General features: G+C 40.0%; 21 protein-coding genes. 6 read left to right on the forward strand and 15 right to left on the reverse strand.

Annotated elements, in window-relative coordinates; translation table 11 throughout:
- Positions 1-42 precede the first annotated feature (42 nt).
- Both EHQ62_RS08845 and EHQ62_RS08850 read left to right on the forward strand, forming a co-directional pair.
- A complete protein-coding gene (locus EHQ62_RS08845; protein ID WP_135641988.1) occupies positions 43-447 on the forward strand; it encodes a hypothetical protein in 405 nt (134 codons plus the stop codon).
- A gap of 5 nt (positions 448-452) precedes the next feature.
- On the forward strand, positions 453-944 hold the full coding sequence (locus EHQ62_RS08850; protein ID WP_135641990.1) for a hypothetical protein: 492 nt from the start codon (positions 453-455) through the stop codon (positions 942-944).
- Here the strand turns inward: EHQ62_RS08850 and EHQ62_RS08855 are convergent.
- The 15 genes from EHQ62_RS08855 to EHQ62_RS08925 all read right to left on the reverse strand — a co-directional run bounded on the left by EHQ62_RS08855 (position 941) and on the right by EHQ62_RS08925 (position 17,320).
- The gene (locus EHQ62_RS08855; protein WP_135641992.1) at positions 941-1,426 is read right to left on the reverse strand and encodes a tetratricopeptide repeat protein; all 486 of its coding nucleotides are present in this window, start codon (positions 1,424-1,426) and stop codon (positions 941-943) included. The two genes, EHQ62_RS08850 and EHQ62_RS08855, sit on opposite strands and share 4 nt — an antisense overlap.
- A 64-nt stretch (positions 1,427-1,490) precedes the next feature.
- Positions 1,491-3,380: a 1-deoxy-D-xylulose-5-phosphate synthase gene (gene dxs, locus EHQ62_RS08860; protein WP_135641994.1), complete on the reverse strand. Its 1,890-nt coding sequence runs from the start codon at positions 3,378-3,380 to the stop codon at positions 1,491-1,493.
- Between the two features lie 7 nt (positions 3,381-3,387).
- Entirely contained in the window at positions 3,388-5,715 is a 2,328-nt protein-coding gene (locus EHQ62_RS08865) for an adenylate/guanylate cyclase domain-containing protein (RefSeq protein WP_135641996.1), read from the reverse strand.
- Positions 5,716-5,805: 90 nt separating this feature from the next.
- A complete protein-coding gene (gene trpA / locus EHQ62_RS08870; protein ID WP_135641998.1) occupies positions 5,806-6,606 on the reverse strand; it encodes a tryptophan synthase subunit alpha in 801 nt (266 codons plus the stop codon).
- A complete protein-coding gene (trpB, locus tag EHQ62_RS08875) occupies positions 6,603-7,793 on the reverse strand; it encodes a tryptophan synthase subunit beta (RefSeq protein WP_135642000.1) in 1,191 nt (396 codons plus the stop codon). The genes trpA and trpB overlap by 4 nt, the downstream gene beginning before the upstream one ends.
- A 197-nt stretch (positions 7,794-7,990) precedes the next feature.
- The gene (locus EHQ62_RS08880) at positions 7,991-9,751 is read right to left on the reverse strand and encodes a proline--tRNA ligase (RefSeq protein ID WP_135642002.1); all 1,761 of its coding nucleotides are present in this window, start codon (positions 9,749-9,751) and stop codon (positions 7,991-7,993) included.
- Between the two features lie 47 nt (positions 9,752-9,798).
- Entirely contained in the window at positions 9,799-11,505 is a 1,707-nt protein-coding gene (locus EHQ62_RS08885) for a site-2 protease family protein (RefSeq protein ID WP_135642004.1), read from the reverse strand.
- On the reverse strand, positions 11,502-12,662 hold the full coding sequence (gene dxr, locus EHQ62_RS08890) for a 1-deoxy-D-xylulose-5-phosphate reductoisomerase (protein ID WP_135642006.1): 1,161 nt from the start codon (positions 12,660-12,662) through the stop codon (positions 11,502-11,504). Before dxr ends, EHQ62_RS08885 begins: the two co-directional genes overlap by 4 nt.
- A 30-nt stretch (positions 12,663-12,692) precedes the next feature.
- On the reverse strand, positions 12,693-13,604 hold the full coding sequence (locus EHQ62_RS08895; RefSeq protein ID WP_135642008.1) for a phosphatidate cytidylyltransferase: 912 nt from the start codon (positions 13,602-13,604) through the stop codon (positions 12,693-12,695).
- Positions 13,601-14,314, reverse strand: coding sequence for an isoprenyl transferase (locus EHQ62_RS08900; protein ID WP_135642010.1), 714 nt, complete (start codon positions 14,312-14,314; stop codon positions 13,601-13,603). The genes EHQ62_RS08895 and EHQ62_RS08900 overlap by 4 nt, the downstream gene beginning before the upstream one ends.
- 6 nt (positions 14,315-14,320) lie before the next feature.
- Positions 14,321-14,872, reverse strand: a complete 552-nt coding sequence (gene frr, locus EHQ62_RS08905) for a ribosome recycling factor (RefSeq protein WP_135642012.1) — start codon at positions 14,870-14,872, stop codon at positions 14,321-14,323.
- Positions 14,862-15,608 carry a UMP kinase gene (gene pyrH, locus EHQ62_RS08910; protein ID WP_100717691.1) on the reverse strand — a complete coding sequence of 249 codons (747 nt, stop codon included), beginning with the start codon at positions 15,606-15,608 and terminating at the stop codon, positions 14,862-14,864. The genes frr and pyrH overlap by 11 nt, the downstream gene beginning before the upstream one ends.
- The gene (gene tsf, locus EHQ62_RS08915) at positions 15,598-16,194 is read right to left on the reverse strand and encodes a translation elongation factor Ts (RefSeq protein WP_015678950.1); all 597 of its coding nucleotides are present in this window, start codon (positions 16,192-16,194) and stop codon (positions 15,598-15,600) included. The genes pyrH and tsf overlap by 11 nt, the downstream gene beginning before the upstream one ends.
- Positions 16,194-17,084, reverse strand: coding sequence for a 30S ribosomal protein S2 (gene rpsB / locus EHQ62_RS08920; RefSeq protein WP_135642014.1), 891 nt, complete (start codon positions 17,082-17,084; stop codon positions 16,194-16,196). Before rpsB ends, tsf begins: the two co-directional genes overlap by 1 nt.
- A gap of 2 nt (positions 17,085-17,086) precedes the next feature.
- Positions 17,087-17,320, reverse strand: a complete 234-nt coding sequence (locus tag EHQ62_RS08925; protein ID WP_135642016.1) for a hypothetical protein — start codon at positions 17,318-17,320, stop codon at positions 17,087-17,089.
- A gap of 605 nt (positions 17,321-17,925) precedes the next feature.
- Between EHQ62_RS08925 and EHQ62_RS08935 the strand changes: the two genes are divergently transcribed.
- The 4 genes from EHQ62_RS08935 to EHQ62_RS08950 all read left to right on the forward strand — a co-directional run bounded on the left by EHQ62_RS08935 (position 17,926) and on the right by EHQ62_RS08950 (position 23,465).
- Positions 17,926-18,270, forward strand: coding sequence for a hypothetical protein (locus tag EHQ62_RS08935; RefSeq protein WP_135642020.1), 345 nt, complete (start codon positions 17,926-17,928; stop codon positions 18,268-18,270).
- Positions 18,252-19,343, forward strand: coding sequence for a hypothetical protein (locus tag EHQ62_RS08940; protein ID WP_135642021.1), 1,092 nt, complete (start codon positions 18,252-18,254; stop codon positions 19,341-19,343). Before EHQ62_RS08935 ends, EHQ62_RS08940 begins: the two co-directional genes overlap by 19 nt.
- A 170-nt stretch (positions 19,344-19,513) precedes the next feature.
- Complete coding sequence (locus EHQ62_RS08945) at positions 19,514-21,700, forward strand: bifunctional alpha,alpha-trehalose-phosphate synthase (UDP-forming)/trehalose-phosphatase (RefSeq protein ID WP_135642023.1); 2,187 nt, start codon at positions 19,514-19,516, stop codon at positions 21,698-21,700.
- Positions 21,690-23,465: a glycoside hydrolase family 15 protein gene (locus tag EHQ62_RS08950; RefSeq protein WP_244241708.1), complete on the forward strand. Its 1,776-nt coding sequence runs from the start codon at positions 21,690-21,692 to the stop codon at positions 23,463-23,465. Before EHQ62_RS08945 ends, EHQ62_RS08950 begins: the two co-directional genes overlap by 11 nt.
- The last annotated feature ends 56 nt before the right edge of the window (positions 23,466-23,521 follow it).

Raw genomic sequence — 23,521 nt, forward strand, 5'->3', positions numbered from 1 at the left:
TAATTCTACCAATGTATAGCATATTTTTGTCTAAGGGTTAAAATGCAGTTCAAATTTTACGGTTTTCTATACCTTTGTTTTGTTTTGGGGTGTTCCTCTGTCGATTTTATCCCCGAACCCGATTTTAGGCCAAATGATCACCGTTATAAGGTGCAAACTTGGCAAGAAGTCGAAATCTTAAGAGAAAGACCCAAAAAACTCTTTAAAATTGTGGGAGAAATCATCATTCGCAATACGGAAGACCTCACGTGGGAAGAGTATGAACCGAGATTAAAAAAAGACATGTTCCAAAGGAAAATTGATGGGGTTTGGATGACGGAAAAAAATCAATCCATGATTGACAATGTCTCCGTACAAACCATGGACCAACGAGGTCGGACAACAAATTCCTACCTACAACAATCAAACCTGCCCTACTGGAAAGGATATGCCTTTCGTTATAAATAAAACCTATGCCAAGACAATTTGATTCTGAAATTTATATCGCATCCAATGACGAATGGATCTTTCGTGGAAATCCAATCGATAAAGAAGAGATCCTCACCTACTTTCGTAACAACCTACATGGGAATGAAAAAGGTGTTTATATTCAAAATACCTTCGGAGAACTTTCGGAACATGGCTATGTAAAAATAGATGGATTCCCTTGTCATGTTGTGCACGTCGAATTTTCGGGAGGAGAAATTTCCTTTATCACAGATGACGGCCGCACTTATCCATTTGGTGAATTTGAAATTTATGAAACAAAAGATGGTGGGATCCTAGGGCTTCGTTCCAATGAAGAAAGGATCAAATACCGTTTCACTTGGAATGCGGCAAAAGAGTTGTCTGATCTTTTGACGGAAGAAGAAGGGATTACGTATTTGGATTGGGAAGGAATCAAAATGCAAATCCCAATGTACGAGGGAGAAGTGAAAGTTCCCCTCCCCTCTGACTATAGCTAATTGGAAGGAGCTTCCTCGTCTTTTTTTAATTCCAACCAAAGTTCATTTGCTTCCAAAAAATCTTTTTTTAAAGAAAGAGCTTTGTGAAGGTATTGTAAGGATCTTTCTGGGCGGTTCCAAAGTTTGTAAAGGGTTGCAAGATTAAAATAAGAGATATGAGGAGCATCATTTCTTTCACATCGTACTGATTTTTTTAACCAATACACTGCTTCTTTGTCATTTCCCATTCTGAGGAGTAATACACCAATTTCATTGCATGGATTGCCATATTCATGGTCTAAACTAACAGCTTTGTAATACGAAGCCAACGCATCACTCCAAGAACCAAGTGCATTTTGGACAAGTCCCAAATAAAAATATGCTTCTTCTGATTCTTCCAATTCTAAACTGGAACGAAGGTGGAATTCGGCACGGTCTAAATCACCGATTTTAAAATGGTCTTTTGCTAAATCTAAAGAATGTTGGAAAGAACTTGAAGACAAAGAGATCCTCACCTGTTTTCTTTCATTTTCGGAAGCCTTAAAATTCTCCTTGAAAACTTATTTTTTATTTTTGCAAAAGTAAAAGTAAATCCTCGGCAATTTGAGAGGAAGTCAGTCGGTAATGCTCTAAGATTTGGTTCCTTTCTCCGTGGTGGATGGGTTCCAAAGGAAGGGCAAATGTTTTTAAAAACTTACCAATGAGAGTATTTGGAATTTCGTTCAGTAGGTAACCCGAAGCACCCGCATGGAGGTAACTTTCATCTAAGATCACAAATTGTTTGGTTTTTGTGATGTAGGAATGGACAAGATCCTGATCGTAAGGTCGTAACCAAAACAAATCAATCACAGAAGCAGAGATACCTTCCTTTTTCAAAATCTCTGCCACTTGTTTGGCAATGGGCAACATAAAACCAACCGATAGAATCAATAAATCGTTCCCTTCGGAAACCACTCTTGCTTTTGCTTTAGTGACTTTGTTTGGAGTATCAAACTGTAACTCACGTAAGTCGCCATTGTCTTTAGGAAAACGAATCGCAATGGGATGGTCCGTGTAGTCTTTCATAAAATGAAGGCTATCAATGATGTCTTGGGCAGAACTTGGGACCATGATGTCCATATTGGGAAGACCTGCTAGATACCCTAGGTCAGACAATCCTTGGTGGGTTTCCCCGTCTGGCCCAACAATCCCAGCTCGATCAATGACAAACCGAACCGGTAAGTTCATAAGGGATACATCTTCGACCAATTGGTCCAGTGCCCTTGTGAGAAAGGTAGAATAAATGCACATAAATGGGATGGCACCACCATTTGTCATGGCGCCAGCAAAGGCAACTGAGTGTTGTTCGGCGATCCCCACATCGAAGGTATGGTTTGGATAAGTTTCGTGGTACTCGCGAAGGCCAGAGCCTTCAATCATGGCAGGAGTGATGACTGCAATGCGTTTGTCTTTACTTGTTAGATCAATAAGAGTTTTACCAACAATTTTCGAAAGGCCAATTTTATTGGCATCAGCGGAAGCCATCTTTCCCGATTCTTTGTTAAATGGTGTGACACCATGGTATTTGATTGGATCTGCTTCTGCAGGTTTGTATCCTTTGCCTTTTTGTGTGAGCACATGGAGTAGGATGGGCCCTTGGATTTTGGATAGGTTTTGCAACATCTGAACCACACGATTTACATCATGGCCATCAATGGGTCCAAAATAGGTAAAACCAAGGTCTTCAAAAAGTCCACCTGGCCGCATCATAAAATGTTTGAACGAAGTCTCCATATTATGAGCTAAAGCCTGTAAGGCGGGACCGATGAGTGGGATCCATTTTAAGAATCCATAAAAAGCAGTTTTCCCCTTGTTGTATACTTGGGAAGAGATGATTCGGTTGAGGTAGTTCGAGATGGAACCAACGTTTTTGGAAATGGACATGTAATTGTCATTGAGGATGACAAGCATATTGGGTTTGATGTGACCACCATGGTTCATGGCTTCCAGTGCCATACCTGTGGCGATGGAGGCATCTCCAATCACGGCAGCTACTTTATACGTTTCTCCCATCAGGTCACGGGCACAGGCTTCACCCAAGGCTTGGGAGATGGAAGTTCCAGCATGGCCAGTGTTGTATAAATCGTACTCGGATTCTTCTCGTTTGGGAAATCCAGAGAGACCCATCCATTTGCGAACGGTAGGGAGTTCTTTTTTACGACCCGTTAGGATTTTATGAGGGTAGGTTTGGTGGCCAACGTCCCAAATGATTTTGTCTTTGGGGGTTTGGAAAACGTAGTGGAGGGCAACCGTCAGTTCGACAACGCCAAGGTTACTTGCAAAATGCCCTCCCACATCAGAGAGGGTGTCGATGATGTATTCCCTGACGTCATGGCAGACGGCAGGGAGGTCTGATTCCTTTAGGGTTCTAAGGTCTTCTGGAAAATTGATTTTGTCGAGATATGGATACGATGGCATTGAAACTTCATGTTGCCGCCTTTTGGAGTGGCCGCTTCATTTTCTCCATATCTTCTGGGTTTGTGATTCCAAGCAATTCGTAAATCCGAACAGGTTGGGTTTTTCCTTTTACGCGCACCAAATCGAGTTCCCTTGTCACCACGCGGTCTTTTACTTTTTCGTAAGTGTATTCTGAGATGATGATATTTGTGGTGTACATTTTGTTGGATCCTTCCAATCGGGAGCCAAGGTTGATTGTATCACCCATACAAGTGTATTCCATCCTATGAGACGAACCCATGTTTCCGACAACGGCCGGACCTGAGTTGAGTCCACAACCAATATCGATCACGGGGACATTCCGCTCGGCCCATTTTTGTTGTAGGACTTTCAAATGGTCGAGTTGGGCAAGTGCCGCCACACATGCATAGTATGCATGGTCTTCCAAAGGAACCGGCGCCCCCCAGAAAGCCATAATCGCATCACCCATGTATTTATCGATGGTTCCTTTGTATTCGATGATGATGTCTGTCATCGCAGAAAGGTATTCGTTTAGTAACTTAACCAGGTCTTCCGGACCCAACTGTTCGGAGATTGTAGTGAACCCACGAACGTCAGAGAAAAAGATCGTGATCTCTCGTTTCGATCCACCAAGTGCTAAATTGTCTGGGTGTTTTAGGAGTTCATCCACAACGTCTTTGGATACGAATTTTGAGAAGGTTTGGCGGATGTATTTTACGTTTTCTTCTTCTGTTAAAATCCTAAAACCAATGATGGCCACAAAGACAACAATTTGTTCGATGGTCACTGATGGCAAAACCGTGATTAGGTTGAAGGCTTGGAAAATATAAAGTGCAACGACAACATATAACAATAACTGCGTTAACATGATCGCAAAACCTATATGTGTTTTCACCCTTGGTTGCAAAAATCCAATCATCACACCAAGTCCCACATAAATCAGGAAAATTCCCCAATTGGGAACTGTGGACAAAAAGTCTTGGTTTAGGATGGTATTCACCGCATGAGCGTGGTGTTCAATTCCTGACATATCACCAAACGGAGATAAGTGGGAGTCTTTGGAAGCCCCACGGCCCGTAGCGTAATACATTGCCACTAGGAAAATTTTGTTATTGATTTGGTTTGCTTCGAGTAATTCCTGATTCCAGTCATTGGTCACTTCGAAGATTTCATTTTGTTTGAATGAGTACCTTCCACCCACAAAATTGATTTCCATTTGGCCTTCCCAATCGATAGGAATGACCACTTCTCTATTTTCATTTGGGATATGCATCACGTCACGTTCTTCAAATTTACGTGCTTTGACATTGAACTCACGAATGATTTTGTTTGGAATGTTCTTCAGTTTGACATAATGGCCCATGTTCACTTCAACATCTTTTTGCACATCGATCCCATAGTATTGGCAAACGATGAGTAAGTCGATGGAAGGGAAATATTCTGTTTCACGATCACGTCCTGAGTTGTATACCTTTACCACAAGAGGCATCTTGCGGTTGAGTCCAGATTCATCTTTTTTTACGTTCGCAAAACCAAGACCAGCTGATAAATCGCCAATGGGTTCAATTGGTGGTTGTGGGAATTTTACCCAAGAAATCCCTGCATCGTTTTCATCGATGACATTTTTGATTTGGAATTTTCTTAAGATATCAATTCGTTTTTCTAAATTGAGAACCGCTTCCTTAGATTCCGCACTGACTTCCATAGGGTAGTCAAAGAGAACATTGCGATTTTTTTGCAATGCAGAGACCATCTCTTCGGTTTGGCCGGGTTTGTAATCTACGAAGAAAATATCGAACATTAGAATGTTGTTCGAATCTTTAAATGTCTCAATGATGTCTGCGTAATAACTCCAAGGCAGTGGCCAAGTCCCTTGTAATTTTTCGAGAGACTCTGTTGTGATCCCAATGATATTGATATCTTTCCTAGCATTGGCAGGAGGATTGTATTGGATGTATTCAATCCGACCTGTATCACCTTCACTTTCCGTTTTGGTATTGGAACCTCTTAAAAATTGGAAACGAAATGAGATCGAATTTTCTTCCAACTCTTTTAATGGTTGGAATGTGTTTACCATGGTGTACATAAAAATGGCAATCACATAGGACAACCAAATTGCACCTGACTTTTGTTTGTCTTTGGAAACTTTTTCAATGATTTTGTATACAAAGTATGAGGACGTAAGTAGGAGGAGCATCCCACCAATCAGGAAGGAATACTCGTATACCCAACCTGTCATCAGAACGGAAACGATCACACCTAGTGACCCAAGCGTGGCAACTGCTACACTGAGGTAATCCAAAATCGAAAGCGATTTTGTTTCTTTGTCGGACATAGAGCCTCTTTATTCGTTTAGGAATTTCCGACCATTTTCTCGGATTTTTTAAAGAGACTCAAATGTTTTTGAGAGATTGTGGAAAAAAATTTAGGGAATGGCTGCCCGGATCTTTGCAATGTACTCGGCCAATGCATTTTTTGCGCTCATGGAGTTTTGCCCGTTTTCTTCGATCACCCTTTGGATGGCTGATCCAATGATGATTCCATCCGCATACCCTGCAATTTGGCTTGCTTGTTCTGGAGTGGAAATCCCAAATCCTGCACAAATGGGAAGTTGGATTGTATCTTTTAAGAATCGAATCCTCTCTTTGAGATCCACAGAGAATTCCCTTCTTTCCCCTGTCACTCCAAAGGAGGTTACATAGTAAATGAATCCAGAAGAAGTTTTTTTTAAGGCTTCAATTCGCTTTTTCGTTGAGGCTGGAGTGACCAAATGAATCAAATCCATATCCCTTTTTCTTAATTCTTGGAAAAGAATTTCACTTTCTTCGGTATCAAACGGTAAATCAGGGATGACAAGTCCGACAACACCCGAGTCCTTCGCTTGGTTTAAAAAATTTTGGATCCCACAATGGTAAATGGGATTAAAATAAGTAAGGTAAACAAGTGGGGTCTCTTTTTTATGTGAATGAATTTCCTTTGTCACTCGGAAGATTTCTTCAAACGAAAATTTATTTTTTAATGAACGAGCCACTGCCCTTTGGATCACAGGCCCATCGGCCACTGGGTCTGAAAAAGGAATTCCTAATTCTAAAATATCTGCACCATTATCCAAAATTGTTTTACCAAATGTTATGGAATCATTGTAGTTTGGATCACCCATTGTAAAATAAGGGATAAAGGCGGATTTAATTTTCCCGCTATCGAATAGATCTTTTATTTTACTCATTTGTTTTTTTCACCTAACAAGCGCAATACCTCGGTTACATCTTTATCACCACGCCCTGATAAACAGATGATGAGATCTTTCTTTTTGCCTAACTCTTTTGCAATGTCACGTGCCACATGGAATGCATGAGCAGTTTCCAATGCGGGGATGATTCCCTCCACGCGTGTGACTTCTAAAAAAGAATCTAATGCTTGTTCATCGGTCACCATACGATAATCCACCCTCTTGGACTTTGCGAGGAAGGCATGTTCAGGTCCCACTCCGGGGTAATCTAGTCCTGCAGATACTGAGTGTGCAGGGACAATTTGACCTGCCTCATCTTGGATGATGAGAGTCTTTGTTCCATGTAAAAAACCTGTTTTTCCGTATGTCAATGTTGCGGAGTGTTCACCTGGTTTTGGTCCAAGTCCACCTGCTTCCGCTCCATAAATGGCAACATGTTTGTCCTTTAAAAACGCATGAAACATTCCAATGGCATTGGATCCACCACCCACACAAGCGACGATGGCATGAGGGAGTTTGTGGTTTTGTTTTTTGAATTGAGAACGAGCTTCTTTTCCAATCACAGATTGTAAGTCTCTTACAATAGTGGGAAATGGATGAGGCCCAATCGCTGAACCCACAATGTAATGAGTTGTGGATACATTGAGTGCCCAATCACGCATGGCTTCACTCGTTGCTTCTTTGAGCGTTGCTTCACCTGCAGTGACTGGTAAAATTTTAGCACCTAACATCTCGATTTTTTTGGCATTGAGATTTTGCCTTTGAACATCCACTGCGCCCATATACACAACAGTTTCCATTCCAAACATTGCTCCCACTGTTGCAGTTGCGAGACCATGTTGGCCTGCACCAGTTTCAGCAATGATTCTTTTTTTGCCCATGAATTTTGCGATTAACGCCTGTCCAATGGCGTTATTGATTTTATGTGCACCTGTATGATTTAAATCTTCACGTTTGAGCCATATACGAGCACCTCCCCAATGTTTGGTGAGACGTTCTGCATAAGATAAAGGGCTTGGTCTACCTACATAATTTTGTAAGTAAAACTCAAGTTCTTTTTTGAACTTCTTACTCTTCTTTAACTTCTGATAGGTGGATTCAAGCTCTTCGAGAGCCTCAGTTAGAATTTCTGGTGCGTATCTGCCACCAAATTCTCCAAAATATCCAGGTTGGTTTTTGCCCATATGTCCCAAGATAAGGGGATAGGCGAATATGAAAACTGCTTCTTTTGGGGCAGAAGGGGGATTTTTTCGATAGAATTCCCCGCCCGCATCGAACTGGGTGGGGATAACCACCCGCCACCCAATGACCTCTATTTACCACAAAGGCCGAATTTTATCGAGAAGTTATTAGGATCCTGAAAAAAATTCTCTTGAAACGTTCATGTTTCTGCAAGAGAAACCTGCTTTTCAAGTTCCTCTTCAAGGGTAAGGATTTTCTTTTGAATGTTTGTTACCAAATCTTCGTTTGTCGTAAAAGGAAGAGTTTCCTCCACCATGGACTTTCGATTTAGGATCGTGATTTCATTTTTTTCCAAAAATCCTTTTCCTAATGTGATTCGAATCGGAAATCCGATGAGTTCTGAATCTTTAAATTTAAATCCAGGCCCGAGGTCACGATCATCCCAAAGCACCTCAATACCGGCTTTCACGAGTGAGTGATAAATCGATTCAATTTTTGCAATGTCGTCTGGATTTTTAGCAATGCTCACCAAACAAACGGTAAACGGAGCGATGGAAATCGGCCAAAAAATCCCTTTATCATCATTACATTGCTCGATAACGGTGGCCATACACCGATTCACACCGATCCCATAACACCCCATCGTTGTAGTGGTGGCCTTTCCTTTGTCGTTGAGAACTGTGATGTCGAAAGCTTTCGAGTATTTTTGCCCAAGTTTGAAAATATGGCCGACTTCGATTCCCTTCTCTGCGGTGAGTCCTGTGCCGCATGAAGGACATGGGTCTCCTACTTTTGCTTGAGACAAATCAATCTTTGTCACTCCATCTCCCTGAAAAAAGGCAGAAAGTTGAATGCCTGCTATGTGGTGATCGATTTCGTTGGCCCCTGTAATATAAGAAAAATTCCAATCGAGTAAGGCATCAATGTAAATTTTAAGTGAATCTGATTTTGGAAACCCTGGTCCAATAAAACCGGGAACAAGACCCAACGTTTCCATTTCTGCAGGTCCCATTGGCCTAAGCTCATTACAACCCAAATGATTTTTTAATTTATTTTCATTGAGCTCACGATCACCTTCTAAAAAGACAAGGACGTATTCTCCATCAGCAACAAGAGCAACTGCTTTCAAAAGATTCTCTTCTTTTGTATTTAAAAATTCAGCCACTTCCGTAATGGATTTTTTTGCGGGGGTGTGCAGTTTACCATTCCCATTAAACGTTTGTTTTGTGGTATTTTTTTTTGCTATGACTGGGGTTTTTTCAATATTGCCTGAGTAATGGCAAGATGGGCAGATGGTTAAGGTTTCTTCCCCAATGGGTGAAACCACCATAAATTCTTCTGAAGCGGAACCACCCATATTCCCGGAATCGGCTTGCACAGGGATTGTGGAGAGTCCCATCCCTGCAAATATCCTGCGATAAGTTTTTCGCATGGTTTGGTACGTTTTGTCCAATGATTCGTCATCCAAGTGAAAGGAATACGCATCTTTCATCGTAAATTCACGGGATCGAATCACACCAAACCGTGGACGGATTTCATCTCGAAACTTGGTATGGATTTGGTATACATTGATCGGAAGGTCTTTGTAGGATCGAACCATCGGTTTCACTAATACACAAAATGATTCTTCATGTGTTGGACCAAGGCAACTTTCATTGTCATGGCGGTCCTTCAATCGGAACATTTCCTTTCCCATTTTGTCCCAACGACCCGACTCTTTCCAAATTTCGCTCGGTGTTAAGATAGGAAGTTGGAATTCCAATGCACCTGCTTTATCCATTTCCTTTCTGACAATGCCTTCAATTTTACGAAGGACTCTTAGGCCCATAGGTAAGTATGAATAAAGTCCCGCTGCCGATTTACGAATGAGGCCTGCACGCATCATCAATTTATGAGAGGCTACCACTGCATCTTGTGGATCTTCTTTAGCAGTAGGGATTAAATAGGAACTAGCTTTCATTTCTCTTTTCTCTTTTTGAATAACAATTTAATAATACAAAGTTTGTTTTAAAAAATACGCATCACATCATTGAAGGACACATAAAGTCCAAGTCCAATGAGAAAGAAAAATCCCAATCGGAATATGGCTTCAATTGCCTTTCTTGGAAGTGGTCTTCCCGTTATCGCTTCGTAAGCATAAAGGACAATGTGTCCACCATCTGCCATAGGTATGGGAAGTAAATTCATCACCATAAGGGCAAGGGAAATTTTGGCGACAAAGTCAAGGTAGGTCACCCAACCATATTCCAAACTAATCCCTGCAATTTGTACGATTCCAATCGGGCCTGATAAATTTTCTTTTGGTGATAACAACCCCGAAAATAGCATCCCAATCCCTTTTAAAGTTGTGGATACGTTTTCATATACTTTACTCCCGGCACCAACTAACGAAGAATAAACAGTAGAATCTTTTTGCAATTTTTCAGCTTCAAATTTCATCGATGCGCGAAACCCAAGTAAACCAATTGGTTTTAAGTTCACATCTGCGAAGTATTTCATATTCCCAATCCAAATTTCTTTTCTGCCCGAATTGGATTTTAAATATGCAGATAAAGAATCTGCAGTTTCAAACACTTGGTTTTGGATTTTCAAATTGGATAATCTGTTTTCAATCTCTGCATCATAACTATCCAATCGAAAGTATGGAATAGCTAATTCTGGAAATTTGGGATGTTCAATGTTCCAAAATTCAAACACATTGGCACCTAACACAGGAATTTGAATTGTCACTTTTTCTGTAGCCCAGGGAGTAAGGAGAGGATAAGTTTTTCGTTCCACTTCTACAGGGATGGTTTTCCCTTGGTGTTTCCCAAGTTCTGTTTGTAATTCAGGAACCGTGTGAACATCCACACCTGCAACAGTAAGGATCATGTCTCCATCTTTCAGAAAAGACAAAGCACGCCTTCTTAAAGATTTTTCCCTTTCTGCAATTTCATGTTGTTTGAGGAGTTCTTCCGGGATTTCGGTTTTCCGTTCCTCAATTTTCTCTTGGAAGTAGTGAGAAGATTTATCTTCTTTGTCCAAAACATTTGCCATAAAGTGACTGATTTGTTCACCATAAGTAAAGGTTGCGACTACCCTTCTTTCCCCATAAGGCATCACACCAATGGTAGGGTGCCCACCAGCAGAGTATAAATTTGGAACGATTTCAACGGTTTTGATTTCTTCATTCCGTTTGTATGTGACTTGGATGGGGTCACCCGATGTTAAACTCACATTGGTAAAAATATCTTCGAAACTTTCCGTTGGTTTTCCATTCACAGAAAGGATCAAATCCCCTGTCCTAAGTCCCGCAAAATAGGCAGGACTTGCAACTTTGTTTGCATCTTCTATGAAAATGCGGTTGGATGAAGGGCTATCACCTGAGAGTTCTAAAATAAAAAGTAGTATAAAGCCTAACACTAAATTGGCGAATGGACCTCCGAGAACCGGGATCATCCTTCGGAGAGGAGGTGTGGCAAGCAAATCACCTTGTTTTGGCTTTTTGTTTTTGCTATAATCATCCCCACGAAATAATACATAACCTCCGATTGGGATGGCTGTGATTTGGTAGATGGTTTTCCCTATTCTTTTTTTCCAAATTCCTTTACCATAACCTAACGAAAAAATACGAGCCTCAACTCCAACTAATTTTCCACACAAGAGGTGCCCCAATTCATGGATAAAAATCGATACAGCTAACATGAATACGGCGCCGAAAATCATGATGATCATGTAGTCACTCCCCCTTTTTTGAATTCGTTTTGGATATAAATTCTTGTTTCTTTGTCTTTTTCCAAATAACCTTGCAAAGTTTCTGGATATACATTTGTGATTTGATTTAATGCGGATTCAATGAGCCTTGGTATCGAGGTAAAAGAAATTTTTTCCTCTAAAAAAAGTGCCACTGCCTCTTCGTTTGCTGCATTAAAAATACAAGGTGCCACACCACCAGCCCTTCCTGCTTGGTAAGCCAAATCCAATCCTGGATACCGTTTGGTATCAGGTGGAAAAAATTCTAACGTCTTCCAAGTGGATGGTTTTCTTTCGATAAGCATATGCGGTGTTGGACTTGGGTAAAATAGTGAATGGGCAATGGGATACACCATATCGGGGTGACTTGTGTATTGCAAACAGGCACCATCCAAGGTTTCAATGATCCCATGGGTCAGTGACTGTGGGTGGATCACCACCTCTATTTCGTCATACGAAAACCCAAAAAGATAATGAGCTTCGATCACCTCTAAACCTTTGTTGATAAGGCCTGCTGAATCCACAGTGATTTTTGGACCCATTGACCATGTCGGATGATTTAATGCCTGTTTTACGGAAACATGTTCCAATTCTTCAATAGGGAGATTACGAAAACTCCCACCCGAAGCCGTGAGTGTGATCGCTCGAATATTTGATCTTTTTTCTCTTTCAATCAGTTGGTAAAGTGCATTGTGTTCAGAGTCTACAGGAACCATCAATGTATTGTGTTTTGCCACCAAACGATTGATCAGTGGTCCGAAGGTAACAAGTGTTTCCTTGTTTGCGATCGCAATTTTTTTACCAGCTTCGATCGCTGCAATGGTGGGTAACACTCCCCTAGCACCTACGACGGCGGTCACAACCACGGAAACGGTTGGCAGTTTTACCAATTCGGTAAGGTTCTCATCACCATATACAATTTTAGTCGACCCAAAGGAATCACCAAATTGCCCCACTAACTTTGGATCAGTGATACAAATCAATTCTGGGGAAAACTCTTCAACCAAAGATTTCGCAACATCCCAGTTGGAATGAACGGAAAAACTACGTAAAGAAAAATGGTCAGGGAATTGGCGTAAGACTTTTACCGTGGAAGACCCAACAGAACCGGAAATGCCTAATACCGAAACACCTACCATATATGCTTTAGACTGTCCGAACCAAAGTGGTTAAACTGGGAACCCAAGGAAACCTTTGAAAACAAAGTAATAATAAATTACAGGCACAGTAAATAATAGTGCATCTGCCAAATCGAGAATCCCACCATGCCCAGGGATAAGGCTACCTGAGTCCTTAATTTTGGCATCACGTTTCATGGCTGACTCAGCCAAATCACCCATCACGGAAATCACAGAGACAACAAAGGATAAAATGATGGTTTCCAAAATTCCAACAGGCAATTTCACTCCACTAAAATGTTCCCAAGCCAAATTGAGAATTTGAGCTCCGATAACGGCCGTTAGATTTCCGGTAACATACCCTTCCCAAGTTTTTTTCGGAGAGATTTTAAGGCCAGCTGGGTGTTTTCCAAACCAACGACCGCCAAAATAAGCACCTGCATCACTCATAAACGTGATCACGGATACTAAAAAGATGTAGTAGGTTCCGAATGGAAGGGCAAGTAATAATAAAAAATGACCAATTGGAATGGCGATGTAAATGGGACCAAGCATCGTACCACCCACTGAAAACAAGGCTCCATCTAACGGACGTTTTAGAATTTGTAAAATCCAAACTGTGATCGAAAGTGCCACGAGTAAAAATGGAACCGGGTGGAATCCTTCTCTTAAAATTTTGGAAAGTTCTAAAACAAACCCAGGAGGGGTCACTTCAAATTGTAATCCCAAAAATTGGATGTAATAAACCGTAAAAATCAAAAGTGAAAACAGTAATCCAGTTCCAAAAAATGGTTTGGATTCCTCTGTTTTACAGAAAGCGTATAATTCTTTTAATCCAAGGTAAATCATCACTACCCCAAAGGTATAAAATTCCAAATAATACCAGGAACTGTGGAAAATCATAAATACATAAACAAAAGTCAATACAATTGCAGAAAGGATACGGAGTGTTGTCTCACTCATAACAAACCACCAAATTTTCGTTTTCGGGAATCAAAAAAAAGAAGAGCTTCCTCAAGTGAAGTCCTTCCAAATTCCGGCCAAAGTGTACTCGTAAAATACATTTCTGCATACGCACTCTGCCATAATAGAAAGTTAGAAATCCTTTGTTCGCCCGCAGTTCTGATCAATAAATCTACGGGTGGCAAAGGGGATGTATACAAATATTTTTCAAATTCTTTCGCCGAAATGGCTTTATCCAATGTTTCTTTTTTGGCCTTACGTGCCGCCATCAAACGCGAAAAACTACTTAAAATTTCTTCATGCCCACCATAGTTCAAACAAAAGTTAGCCGTGAGTTTTTTATTCTTTTTGGTCACTGCCATAGCATGGTCAATTTTGGAGAGAACGGTTTTTGAAAGTTTATTCCGTGCCCCACTGTGGTGGATCCGAATCCCTTTTTCATGGATGGTATCCAAACGAGTTTCGATAAATTCAACTAACAGACCAAAGATGGCTTGGATTTCAGTGATCGGGCGTTTCCAGTTTTCCGTGGAAAATGCATAAAGGGAAATGTTGGGAATTTTATATTCTAAGGCCACATCCAAGAGGCGGTCAATGGCGTTTGCCCCTTCTCTATGGCCTTCGGTTCTTTTTTTCCCTTGGTTTTCCGCCCACCTACCATTTCCGTCCATAATGACAGCAATGTGGGCAGGGATGGTATTCAATTTCATAGGAAATTAAAGAGTAGTGATCTCTTTTTCTTTTTCCTTTTCTAAATCTCCCAATTTGGCAATGTAAGAATCCGTAATTTTTTGGATTTTATCTTGGTGGCCTTTCATTTCGTCTTGGGACATTTCGGATTGGTGTTTTTTTAATTCGTCATTGGCATCACGGCGGATGTTACGGATCGCAACTTTTTTCTCTTCCGCTTTTTGTTTTACCACTTTCGCCAATTCTTTTCGTCTTTCCCCTGTTAGTTCAGGGATATTGATCCGAATGCTGGAACCATCATTATTTGGAGTAAGACCAAGACTTGCGGCAAAAATTGCTTTTTCGATGTCTTTTAACATTCCTTTTTCAAAAGGAGTGATGAGAATCACACGTGGTTCGGGGCATGCAATTTTTCCAAGTTGGTTGAGCGGAGTAAGCGTTCCATAATAATCAACTCTTACATCCTCCACCATCATCGGATTTGCTTTTCCCGTACGAATCGTACCAAAATCTTTTTTTAGAGCTTCAACCGTTTTGTCCATTTTGGACTGCATGGATTTTATAATTTCATCTACCATCTAGAATCACTTCCTCTGTATTGGAGATCAATGTACCAATTGGTTCTCCATCGATTAATTTTCTTAAATTACCAGCTTTAAAAATATCAAACACTATGATGGGCATATTATTATCCATACATAGACTGAGTGCTGTTGAATCCATCACCTTTAAACGGTGTTTGATGGACTCCATAAAAGAAACTTGTAAATACCTTTGCGCGTTTGGATCCTTTTTTGGATCGGCAGTGTACACTCCGTCCACTTTGGTTGCCTTAAGGATCACTTCGCATCCAACTTCAACGGCTCGTAACGATGCTGTTGTGTCAGTTGTGAAGTATGGGTTTCCAGTCCCACCGGCAAATATAATCACACGATTTTTTTCTAAGTGTCGCACGGCTCGCCTACGAATGTAAGGTTCCGCAACAGATTTCATTTCGATGGCGGATAGAACACGGGTAAACATCCCCTGTTTTTCACATGCATCTTGTAACGCGAGTCCATTCATGATGGTTCCAAGCATACCCATATAATCGGCAGTGGCACGGTCCATTCCCGATTTTGCTAAAGTTTCGCCGCGGATCATATTCCCACCGCCAACTACCACAGCCACTTCGAGACCTAAGTCATGAACTTCTTTGATTTGTCCGGCTAGTGAGAATGTTTTGTTGGTATCAATACCAAGTTCACCCTCACCGGCGAGAGCCTCGCCGGAGATTTTAATGAGGATGCGTTTGAAACGCGGACTAGTTCCCACCTACTTGGAACCTCGAGAACCTACCAACAGTAATGTTCTCTCCAAATTTCGCAATGGCTTCTTGGAGGAGGTCATTGATGGTTTTGGAGTTGTCACGGATTGATTTTTGGTGGATGAGACAAATCTCTTCGTAGTATTTTTTCATTTTACCAGGAAGGATTTTTTCGATTTGATCCGCTTTTTTGCCTTCTTTTTCGAGCAGGGCTTTTTGTACGTTCATTTCGTTCTCTATTTCAGACTTAGGAATGGATTCTTCACTCACATACAGTGGGCTCATTGCAGTGATTTGTAGTGCAATTTCTTTTCCAAGTGCCTCAAACGCTTCGTTGTTTGCCACAAAATCAGTTTCGCAGTTGAGTTCGACAAGAACTCCCGTTTTCCCTGTTCCGTGAACGTAAGCGATCACCTTCCCTTCACCAGTTTCGCGACCAGCACGTTTTGCCGCTTTCGCTAAACCTTTTTCTCTTAAATAAGTAACTGCTTTTTCAATATCGCCACCCTTTTCTTCAAGGGCTTTTTTGCAGTCCATCATGCCCGCGCCCGTACGTTCGCGGAGGTCTTTGATTTGTTCGGAGCTAACAGCCATTACTCTTTACCTTCTGCTGGTTTTTCTTCTGTGACTACTTCAGCAGCTTTTTTAGCCGCTTCTGCATCCACTGGGATGTCTTTTGCTACTGGAGGGAGTTCATCGTCCATAATGAATTTTCCGGACTCATCATACTCACCTTGGTATTCAAGGGCAAGTTGTTCTGCGTCCATATCTTCAGCAAAATTCGTTTGGATGACTTCGCCACCTGTTCCTTCAAGCACTGCATTTGCCATTGTATCAAGGAATAAAGAAATCGCGCGGATCGCATCATCGTTACCAGGAATTGGGTAATCGATTGGTTCTGGATCACAGTTTGTATCAATCACAGCAAATACTTTCAAACCAAGTTTTTTTGCTTCGTTTACTGCAATTTCTTCTTTTTTAGGATCGATCACAAAAAGGATCTCAGGCACAACAGCCATATCTTTAATCCCACCAAGTGTTTGGCGGAGTTTCTCTAACTCACGTTTGAGGGATAGTGCTTCTTTTTTAGTTCTAGCTTCTTGTTCGAAAGAGTTGTTCTCTTCCATTTGCTCAAGTCGTTTCAAACGAGCAATTGACTTCTTTACTGTGTTCCAGTTTGTGAGAAGTCCACCTAACCAACGGTTAGAAACATAGTACATACCGCAGGCTTGTGCTGCTCTTTCAATCGCACCGCGAGCTTGTTTTTTCGTTCCAACGAAAAGAACTTTTTTTCCTTGGCCAGTTAACTTTTTCAAAGCATCATATGCTTCTTTTGTTTTTTGAACTGTCTTTTGGAGGTCGATGATGTGAATACCGTTACGAGCTGTATAAACATACGGGCTCATTTTTGGATTCCAACGACGCGTTTGGTGACCGAAATGTACGCCTGCTTCTAGCAGACTTTTCATGGAAATTACTGACATAGTTACCCCTTTTTTAGTGCGAGATATCCAGACGCTACAAGACCAATGATACTTGCAGGGGTTAGCTGGAACTCGACCTTAATTATATAAAGCTCGAAAGATACTGGTGACTCGAACAAAAACTTAGAGAGCGTTGTTGTGCCAAAGAGCCTATCTAAGACCACTCCAGCCACAGCTCCCGCCATCAGTCCCAAAAAAAGCACCAAAAGCAGGTTCCCCATCTGGGTTTTGTTCATCCAAAAGCACCTTTCTCAAGCTTTCCTGTCAGGATTTGGAATTTGGGCAGATTGTCAAGGGGAAAGGGATTGTACGGCTTTGGATTTAGAACTCCGCGGTCCCCATCAGACCAAAGGGGAGGCAGAATGTTTCCCCTCCAGGTCATGGCGGCTCCCATCCCTTTTGGTTCTTCGGTTCCGACCCATAAGGACCGGGCTCTCCGTTCCAATCTTCGATTTCCACTGCGATCCCTGCCGCGGGGGTCTCATTGTGGCAGTTTCTGACGTCTTCCCCGATATGATCCATATCCTTTTTTCATTGAGAACCAGAAAACGTTTGGCAACTCTCTCATCCCTTCTTAGATTTTTTGTTTTCAGTGAATCCATCACAACAAGATGTTTGTTTGGCGGTAAAATTCCAGGAAATTTTCCGTTATCGTTTCGATGGGACCAATTGGTTTGGATATAGGCATTTGTTATTCTGATTTTACTTCCTTTCGACATTCGATCGCAATGCGTAGACAAATAATATCGATTCGCTCAATAAAACTAGTCCTCATTTTCTGGCAACTAACACCAAATTAAATTCTTGCCAAAGAAAGAATGACACTTAGAATTGTATGCCGATGAAGCCACTCCACTTCACCTTATTCCTGTTTTGTTTTCAATCCTGTATCTTTGGTCCAAATTGGGATGGATTCCGCAATCTAAGATCCGCTATTGAAAATGATCGGGTGTACTACGATCCCAAATCGGGTAATTTTGAAACGAATCCTTATTTTAGGGGTCATATTACCAAACTGGGCACAGTTGTTATCGAACCACCTAACTCGATCAATTCCAATCAAAAGAAAAAAAGAATTTGTGAAACAACGGAAACTGATTTAACCAAAACCTTTACTTTGATCGAAGAACGAACAGTAGTTGCAGTTTACGAATCTTCAGGATTTATATGCATCGAATATTACTAATCTTACTCACGAGCATTTGTATTATCACAAACTTCCATTGTTCAAACGGAATGGTTTTACGCTCAATAGACCCTCCGAAAAACGAATTCCCATACACAAAACGTTTACCGTTTCTTGCCACGACTTGTTATCCAAGCCATGCCTTACATAAAGAAAAGTTCTCACCATTAGAATTAGTTTCGATATGGGAAGATGGGCAATTTAGAAAACAAATTTTAGGGAATGAACCATTTGATGCCATCGAAGACTTACGCATCTACCAATCACATGAATATTTTTGGGAATTGAGTTTCATTCCATTTTTCTCACGTTACAATTGCAATGAATACCACATTACAGGATATTTATTATACTTTGATTCCAACACCAAACAAAAATTGGCAACTTACTTAGATAAAAAACGAAAGGATAATCCAATCGAACTACCTATAATGCTCGTACGTGAATACGAACTCGCAGATTCCGAAACACTGAAGAAAAAACAAAAAGCAGATCCCATAAACGTATCATTCCATACAAAATATTCAACTGCACCGGATCACCGAGATCCATTTTCCAATTACCAAATCTGGGAATCAAAACCAAAATCAGAATTACGTTCCATTCCCGATTCACGTTTGATCGAATATTGTTTGGAGTTTCCTTATGAATGTGCCACTGACCCGAACTACGTAAGTGAAGTCAAAAACCGGATTTCCAAATCCGAAATCCAAAGTTCCGAAAGTTTCAAAACTTCTTTCCAAAAAAATGTAAAACAAAAAATCAAAACAACAAATTTCGGATGTTACTGCCGACTAACGTCAGATACATCAATTTATAAGTCATGCCCAATTGACAATTTTGGATTGGATTCTATTTGTAAGGAAAAAACAGATTGCACTCTCAAACAAAATGATACTGGTCCCGCCATTTGCATTAAAAAGTACAAAGAGTCACTATCAAAACTAATCAATTCCAAGGAATCAAAAGATAAAATTCACACAGAACCAGAAAACTTCAATCGAATGGTCTATTATGCGAAAAAATTTTTGGCATTCGAATTGTTAAACGAATTGAGTGACGAAAGAAACTAATTCGATTGCCATCGAATGTTTAGTGATACAACTTTCACATACATTTTTTTAGAACATTTGAATCCAAATATAGTCTAATAAGTTTATATACATCAAAATCTAAATTTACTTTTGGGATTTTTTTATAGAAAGCCCTTGCCATAAACTTTTTGTCTGATTGGATAGAGTTTATGAGACTGATACTCGTATCCAACAGGTTACCAGTCCAGTGGGATGGAACACCCAATGTCGGTGGACTTGCAACAGGCCTTTCTAGTTTTCTTTCCCATTGGAAATCATTAGGAAATGAAGTGTTATGGGTAGGTTGGCCTGGAAAATCCATTCCCGAAAAAGAACAAAACCAATATGCAAAAAAAATGTTGGAAGAACACGGAACCATACCTGTGTTTCTCAAACAAAAATTAGCTGATTCGTTTTACAATGGCTTTTGCAATAAAACAATTTGGCCCTTGTTCCACTATTTCACCTCCAACTGTGAGTTTTCTGATGGTACTTTCTCTTCCTATGAAGAAGCAAATGAAGAATTTGCGAAAACAATCAGAGGCATTTACCAACCAGGTGATTGGGTATGGGTTCATGACTACCACTTGTTTTTACTTCCGGGGATTTTACGAAGTGAATTTCCAAACATACTACTTTCATTTTTTTTGCACATCCCCTTTCCTACATTCGAAATCTTTCGTTTATTACCAGAACGAATCCATAGTAAAATTCTAAAAGGGATGTTAGGTGCGGATCTTATCGGATTCCATACTCAAAGTTATACACAATACTTTTTAAGATCCCTACTACGTTGTTTAGGGATTGAAAATGAACGTGGGATCATTTATTTTCAAAATCATTTCACAAAAACCGCCGCCTTCCCCATGGGAATCAACGTGGAACAGTTCTCCAAATATGCAAGTTCGGCAGAATGTGATGCAATCGCAGATCAAATCAATACCAACCATAAAAAATTAAAACAAATTTTATCAGTAGATCGACTTGACTATACAAAAGGAGTTTTACAGAGATTAAATGCTTTTGAATTATTTCTGAAACAAAATCCTAATTGGATCAAACGATGTAAGTTAGTATTAGTTTTAGTTCCATCCCGAACTGATGTTCCCTCTTACCAATCCATGAAACGAGCGATTGATGAAAAAGTGGGGGCGATTAACGGTAGTTTCGGAACTTTAGATTGGACTCCTATCTTATACCAATACAAAGGATTTCCATTTGAAGAACTAGTCCCATTGTACAAAAATACACATGTCATGTTAGTCACTCCCTATCGAGATGGAATGAATTTAGTTGCCAAAGAATTTTTGGTTTCTCAAAAAAATGGGATGTTAGTATTAAGTGAGATGGCTGGGGCATCCGCAGAATTGCCTGAAGCAATCCTTGTAAATCCCAATGACTTAAATGGTATGGCATCTGCAATCAAAGAAGCCATTGAAATGGAAGAAACAGAAATCAAAAATCGAAACGAAGTAATGGTTACTCGATTAAAAGAAAATTCGGTAATGGAATGGGCAAAAAAAATATACACCGATACAGAAGACACTGCAAATCGAAATCAAAACTTCCAAACAAAGTCCATTCCACCAAACTCTGAAGCATTACTTCCGAAAACAAATGAACCAATCTTTATTATATTTGATTATGATGGAACACTTGTTCCATTCCAATCCCTCCCTCATTTAGCAGTACCTACACAAGAACTTGTGGATTCCATTTCAAAACTATCACAGTTACCGAATGTTTCCATTGCGATCATTAGTGGTAGGGATCGAAAATTCTTAGAAACAATTTTCACTGGTTTACCATTACATTTAGTCGCCGAACATGGAGCTTGGCACAGACCACCTAACAAAAAGGAATGGAATTCCCTATTCCACTCAAACGCAGATTGGAAAAAAGAAATCAAATCACGTTTAGAAGAATTTACCAAACGTGTTCCTGGTTCCTTTGCAGAAGAAAAAGAATTTTCATTGGTATGGCATTTTCGGAATGCAGACCCCGATATTGGGCTCAATGCCGCAAGAGAGATGTTAGACGAATTATCACAGATATCATCAAATAGCGGATTTTTTGTCCAAAGAGGGAATAAAATCATCGAAGTGAGAGAATATGGAACAGGGAAAGGCAAAGCAACAGTCAAAATCCTTCCAGATGCTCCATTGCAAACATTCGTATTCGGGGATGATACAACAGATGAAGATATGTTTCGCGAACTACCAGAAGAAGCGATTACCGTCAAAATTGGAAAATCCGAAACAATCGCAAAGTATCGATTTCAAAACACAGATGATGTACATATCTGGATCAAACATTTAATCAACCACATAACAAATGTAACTCATCATGCATCATAAATACAATACAGGAATTATCGGAAACGGTAGTTTCATTGCTCATATAAATACTTTTTCTGATATTGTGTGGTTGTGTTGGCCAAATTTTGATAGTTCCCCCATATTTGGAAAACTAATGGATCAAAACTGTGGAAATTTCAGAATTTCTCCGACAACAAAGATTCAATCTGTTAGCCAATCGTATTTGGAAAACACTAATATCTTAAAGACAGAGATCATTACAGAAACTGGTTCATTTGCTGTAATTGATTTTGCTCCCAGATACTATCAAAATGGGAACTTACGTTATAAAAGAAATCTTTACCGCAAAATAGTTCCGCTCTCTGGGGATATAAAAATCAAAGTTGAGCTAAATCCTACTTATGATTATGGAGAAACGAAACTAATTCCAAAAATTTTCGCCGAGCAGATCCAATACGAAACAAATCAGTTTCAGTTTCATGTCCAATCAAACGTATCAGTGAATCAAATTTTGAAAGAAAACGAATTCCATCTGAACCAATCAATTTACTTAGTGCTTCATGAATCCGAGAAAATCGAAATTCCAATTTCGGAATTTGTAGAGGACGAACTAAGTAAAACAAAACAATATTGGCAAAACTGGGTAAAACATTGCACCATTCCTAACTTTGCACAGAAACAACAAATTCGTTCTGCTCTTTGTTTGAAGCTCCACCAATTCCAAGAAACTGGTGCCATCATTGCTGCCTCTACCACAAGTTTGCCAGAATCACCTAACTCAGGTAGGAACTGGGACTATCGTTATTGTTGGTTACGAGATGGATTTTATACATTGTTAGCCTTAACCAATCTTGGTCAGTTTGAAGAGTTAGAAAATTATTCGCAATACATTAGCAATCTAACTCCAACAAATGATGGTCGTTACCAACCTTTATACAGTATATTTGGAGAACATCTACTTGAAGAAAAAATATTATCCTTAGATGGGTATCAAGGCAATCAGCCAGTCCGAATTGGGAATTCTGCCTACACACACAAACAAAATGATGCGTATGGACAAATCCTTTTATCATTATTGCCCCTGTATTCAGACGAAAGGATTCCTGAGAAAAATCGTTTTCACAACTTAAACCTTATCCAGAAACTTTTGGATCAAATTGAACTCACCATGGACGAACCAGATGCAGGACTATGGGAGTTTCGTAATTTTTCACAAAAACATTGTTATACGTATTTGTTCCACTGGATTGGGGCAAAAACAGCAAAAGAAATTGCATTAAAACTAGAAAAACAAGAATTGTTAGAAAAATCAGAACGTTTGATGCGAGAAGCTGAATTGAATATCGAATCTTGTTATGACAGTGAACTCGGATGTTATACACAAGCACAGGGCAAAAAAGACTTAGACGCTAGTTTATTACAACTCATCACTCTCGGTTATTTAGAACCTCATTCAGAGAAAGCAAAATCACATATCAAAGCCATTGAAAGTCAATTAAAAACGAAAGAAGGATTTATCTATCGATACCTTCATAAAGATGACTTTGGAAAACCAGAAACTACATTTTTAGTATGTACATTTTGGTACATAGAAGCCTTAGCCTGCATGGACCGCCTTGATGAAGCCATCCATTTATTTGAGTATGTTTGTGGACATGCAAATCATCTCGGCTTATTCAGTGAAGACATAGAATCAAGTTCTGGGAACCAATGGGGAAATTTTCCACAAACCTATAGCCATGTAGGCCTTGTGAATTCTGCCCACAAAATAGCTGTTAAGAAATCTAAAAGTCTTTTTTGGTAAAAAAGTTTGTACCAAAAAAAGGGATAATCACAAAGGAAGTTTTGTTTTTCCAATCC

This window comes from Leptospira jelokensis, from assembly GCF_004769635.1.
GTDB classification, from domain to species: Bacteria; Spirochaetota; Leptospiria; order Leptospirales; family Leptospiraceae; genus Leptospira_A; species Leptospira_A jelokensis.

Bases quoted from the DNA above. Each gene is read 5' to 3' on its own strand.
- EHQ62_RS08845 (WP_135641988.1), top strand. From the start codon at position 43: ATGCAGTTCAAATTTTACGGTTTTCTATACCTTTGTTTTGTTTTGGGG.
- EHQ62_RS08850 (WP_135641990.1), top strand. From the start codon at position 453: ATGCCAAGACAATTTGATTCTGAAATTTATATCGCATCCAATGACGAA.
- dxs (WP_135641994.1), bottom strand. From the start codon at position 3,380: ATGCCATCGTATCCATATCTCGACAAAATCAATTTTCCAGAAGACCTT.
- EHQ62_RS08865 (WP_135641996.1), bottom strand. From the start codon at position 5,715: ATGTCCGACAAAGAAACAAAATCGCTTTCGATTTTGGATTACCTCAGT.
- trpA (WP_135641998.1), bottom strand. From the start codon at position 6,606: ATGAGTAAAATAAAAGATCTATTCGATAGCGGGAAAATTAAATCCGCC.
- trpB (WP_135642000.1), bottom strand. From the start codon at position 7,793: ATGGGCAAAAACCAACCTGGATATTTTGGAGAATTTGGTGGCAGATAC.
- EHQ62_RS08880 (WP_135642002.1), bottom strand. From the start codon at position 9,751: ATGAAAGCTAGTTCCTATTTAATCCCTACTGCTAAAGAAGATCCACAA.
- EHQ62_RS08885 (WP_135642004.1), bottom strand. From the start codon at position 11,505: ATGATCATCATGATTTTCGGCGCCGTATTCATGTTAGCTGTATCGATT.
- dxr (WP_135642006.1), bottom strand. From the start codon at position 12,662: ATGGTAGGTGTTTCGGTATTAGGCATTTCCGGTTCTGTTGGGTCTTCC.
- EHQ62_RS08895 (WP_135642008.1), bottom strand. From the start codon at position 13,604: ATGAGTGAGACAACACTCCGTATCCTTTCTGCAATTGTATTGACTTTT.
- EHQ62_RS08900 (WP_135642010.1), bottom strand. From the start codon at position 14,314: ATGAAATTGAATACCATCCCTGCCCACATTGCTGTCATTATGGACGGA.
- frr (WP_135642012.1), bottom strand. From the start codon at position 14,872: ATGGTAGATGAAATTATAAAATCCATGCAGTCCAAAATGGACAAAACG.
- tsf (WP_015678950.1), bottom strand. From the start codon at position 16,194: ATGGCTGTTAGCTCCGAACAAATCAAAGACCTCCGCGAACGTACGGGC.
- rpsB (WP_135642014.1), bottom strand. From the start codon at position 17,084: ATGTCAGTAATTTCCATGAAAAGTCTGCTAGAAGCAGGCGTACATTTC.
- EHQ62_RS08925 (WP_135642016.1), bottom strand. From the start codon at position 17,320: ATGAACAAAACCCAGATGGGGAACCTGCTTTTGGTGCTTTTTTTGGGA.
- EHQ62_RS08935 (WP_135642020.1), top strand. From the start codon at position 17,926: ATGAAGCCACTCCACTTCACCTTATTCCTGTTTTGTTTTCAATCCTGT.
- EHQ62_RS08940 (WP_135642021.1), top strand. From the start codon at position 18,252: ATGCATCGAATATTACTAATCTTACTCACGAGCATTTGTATTATCACA.
- EHQ62_RS08945 (WP_135642023.1), top strand. From the start codon at position 19,514: ATGAGACTGATACTCGTATCCAACAGGTTACCAGTCCAGTGGGATGGA.
- EHQ62_RS08950 (WP_244241708.1), top strand. From the start codon at position 21,690: ATGCATCATAAATACAATACAGGAATTATCGGAAACGGTAGTTTCATT.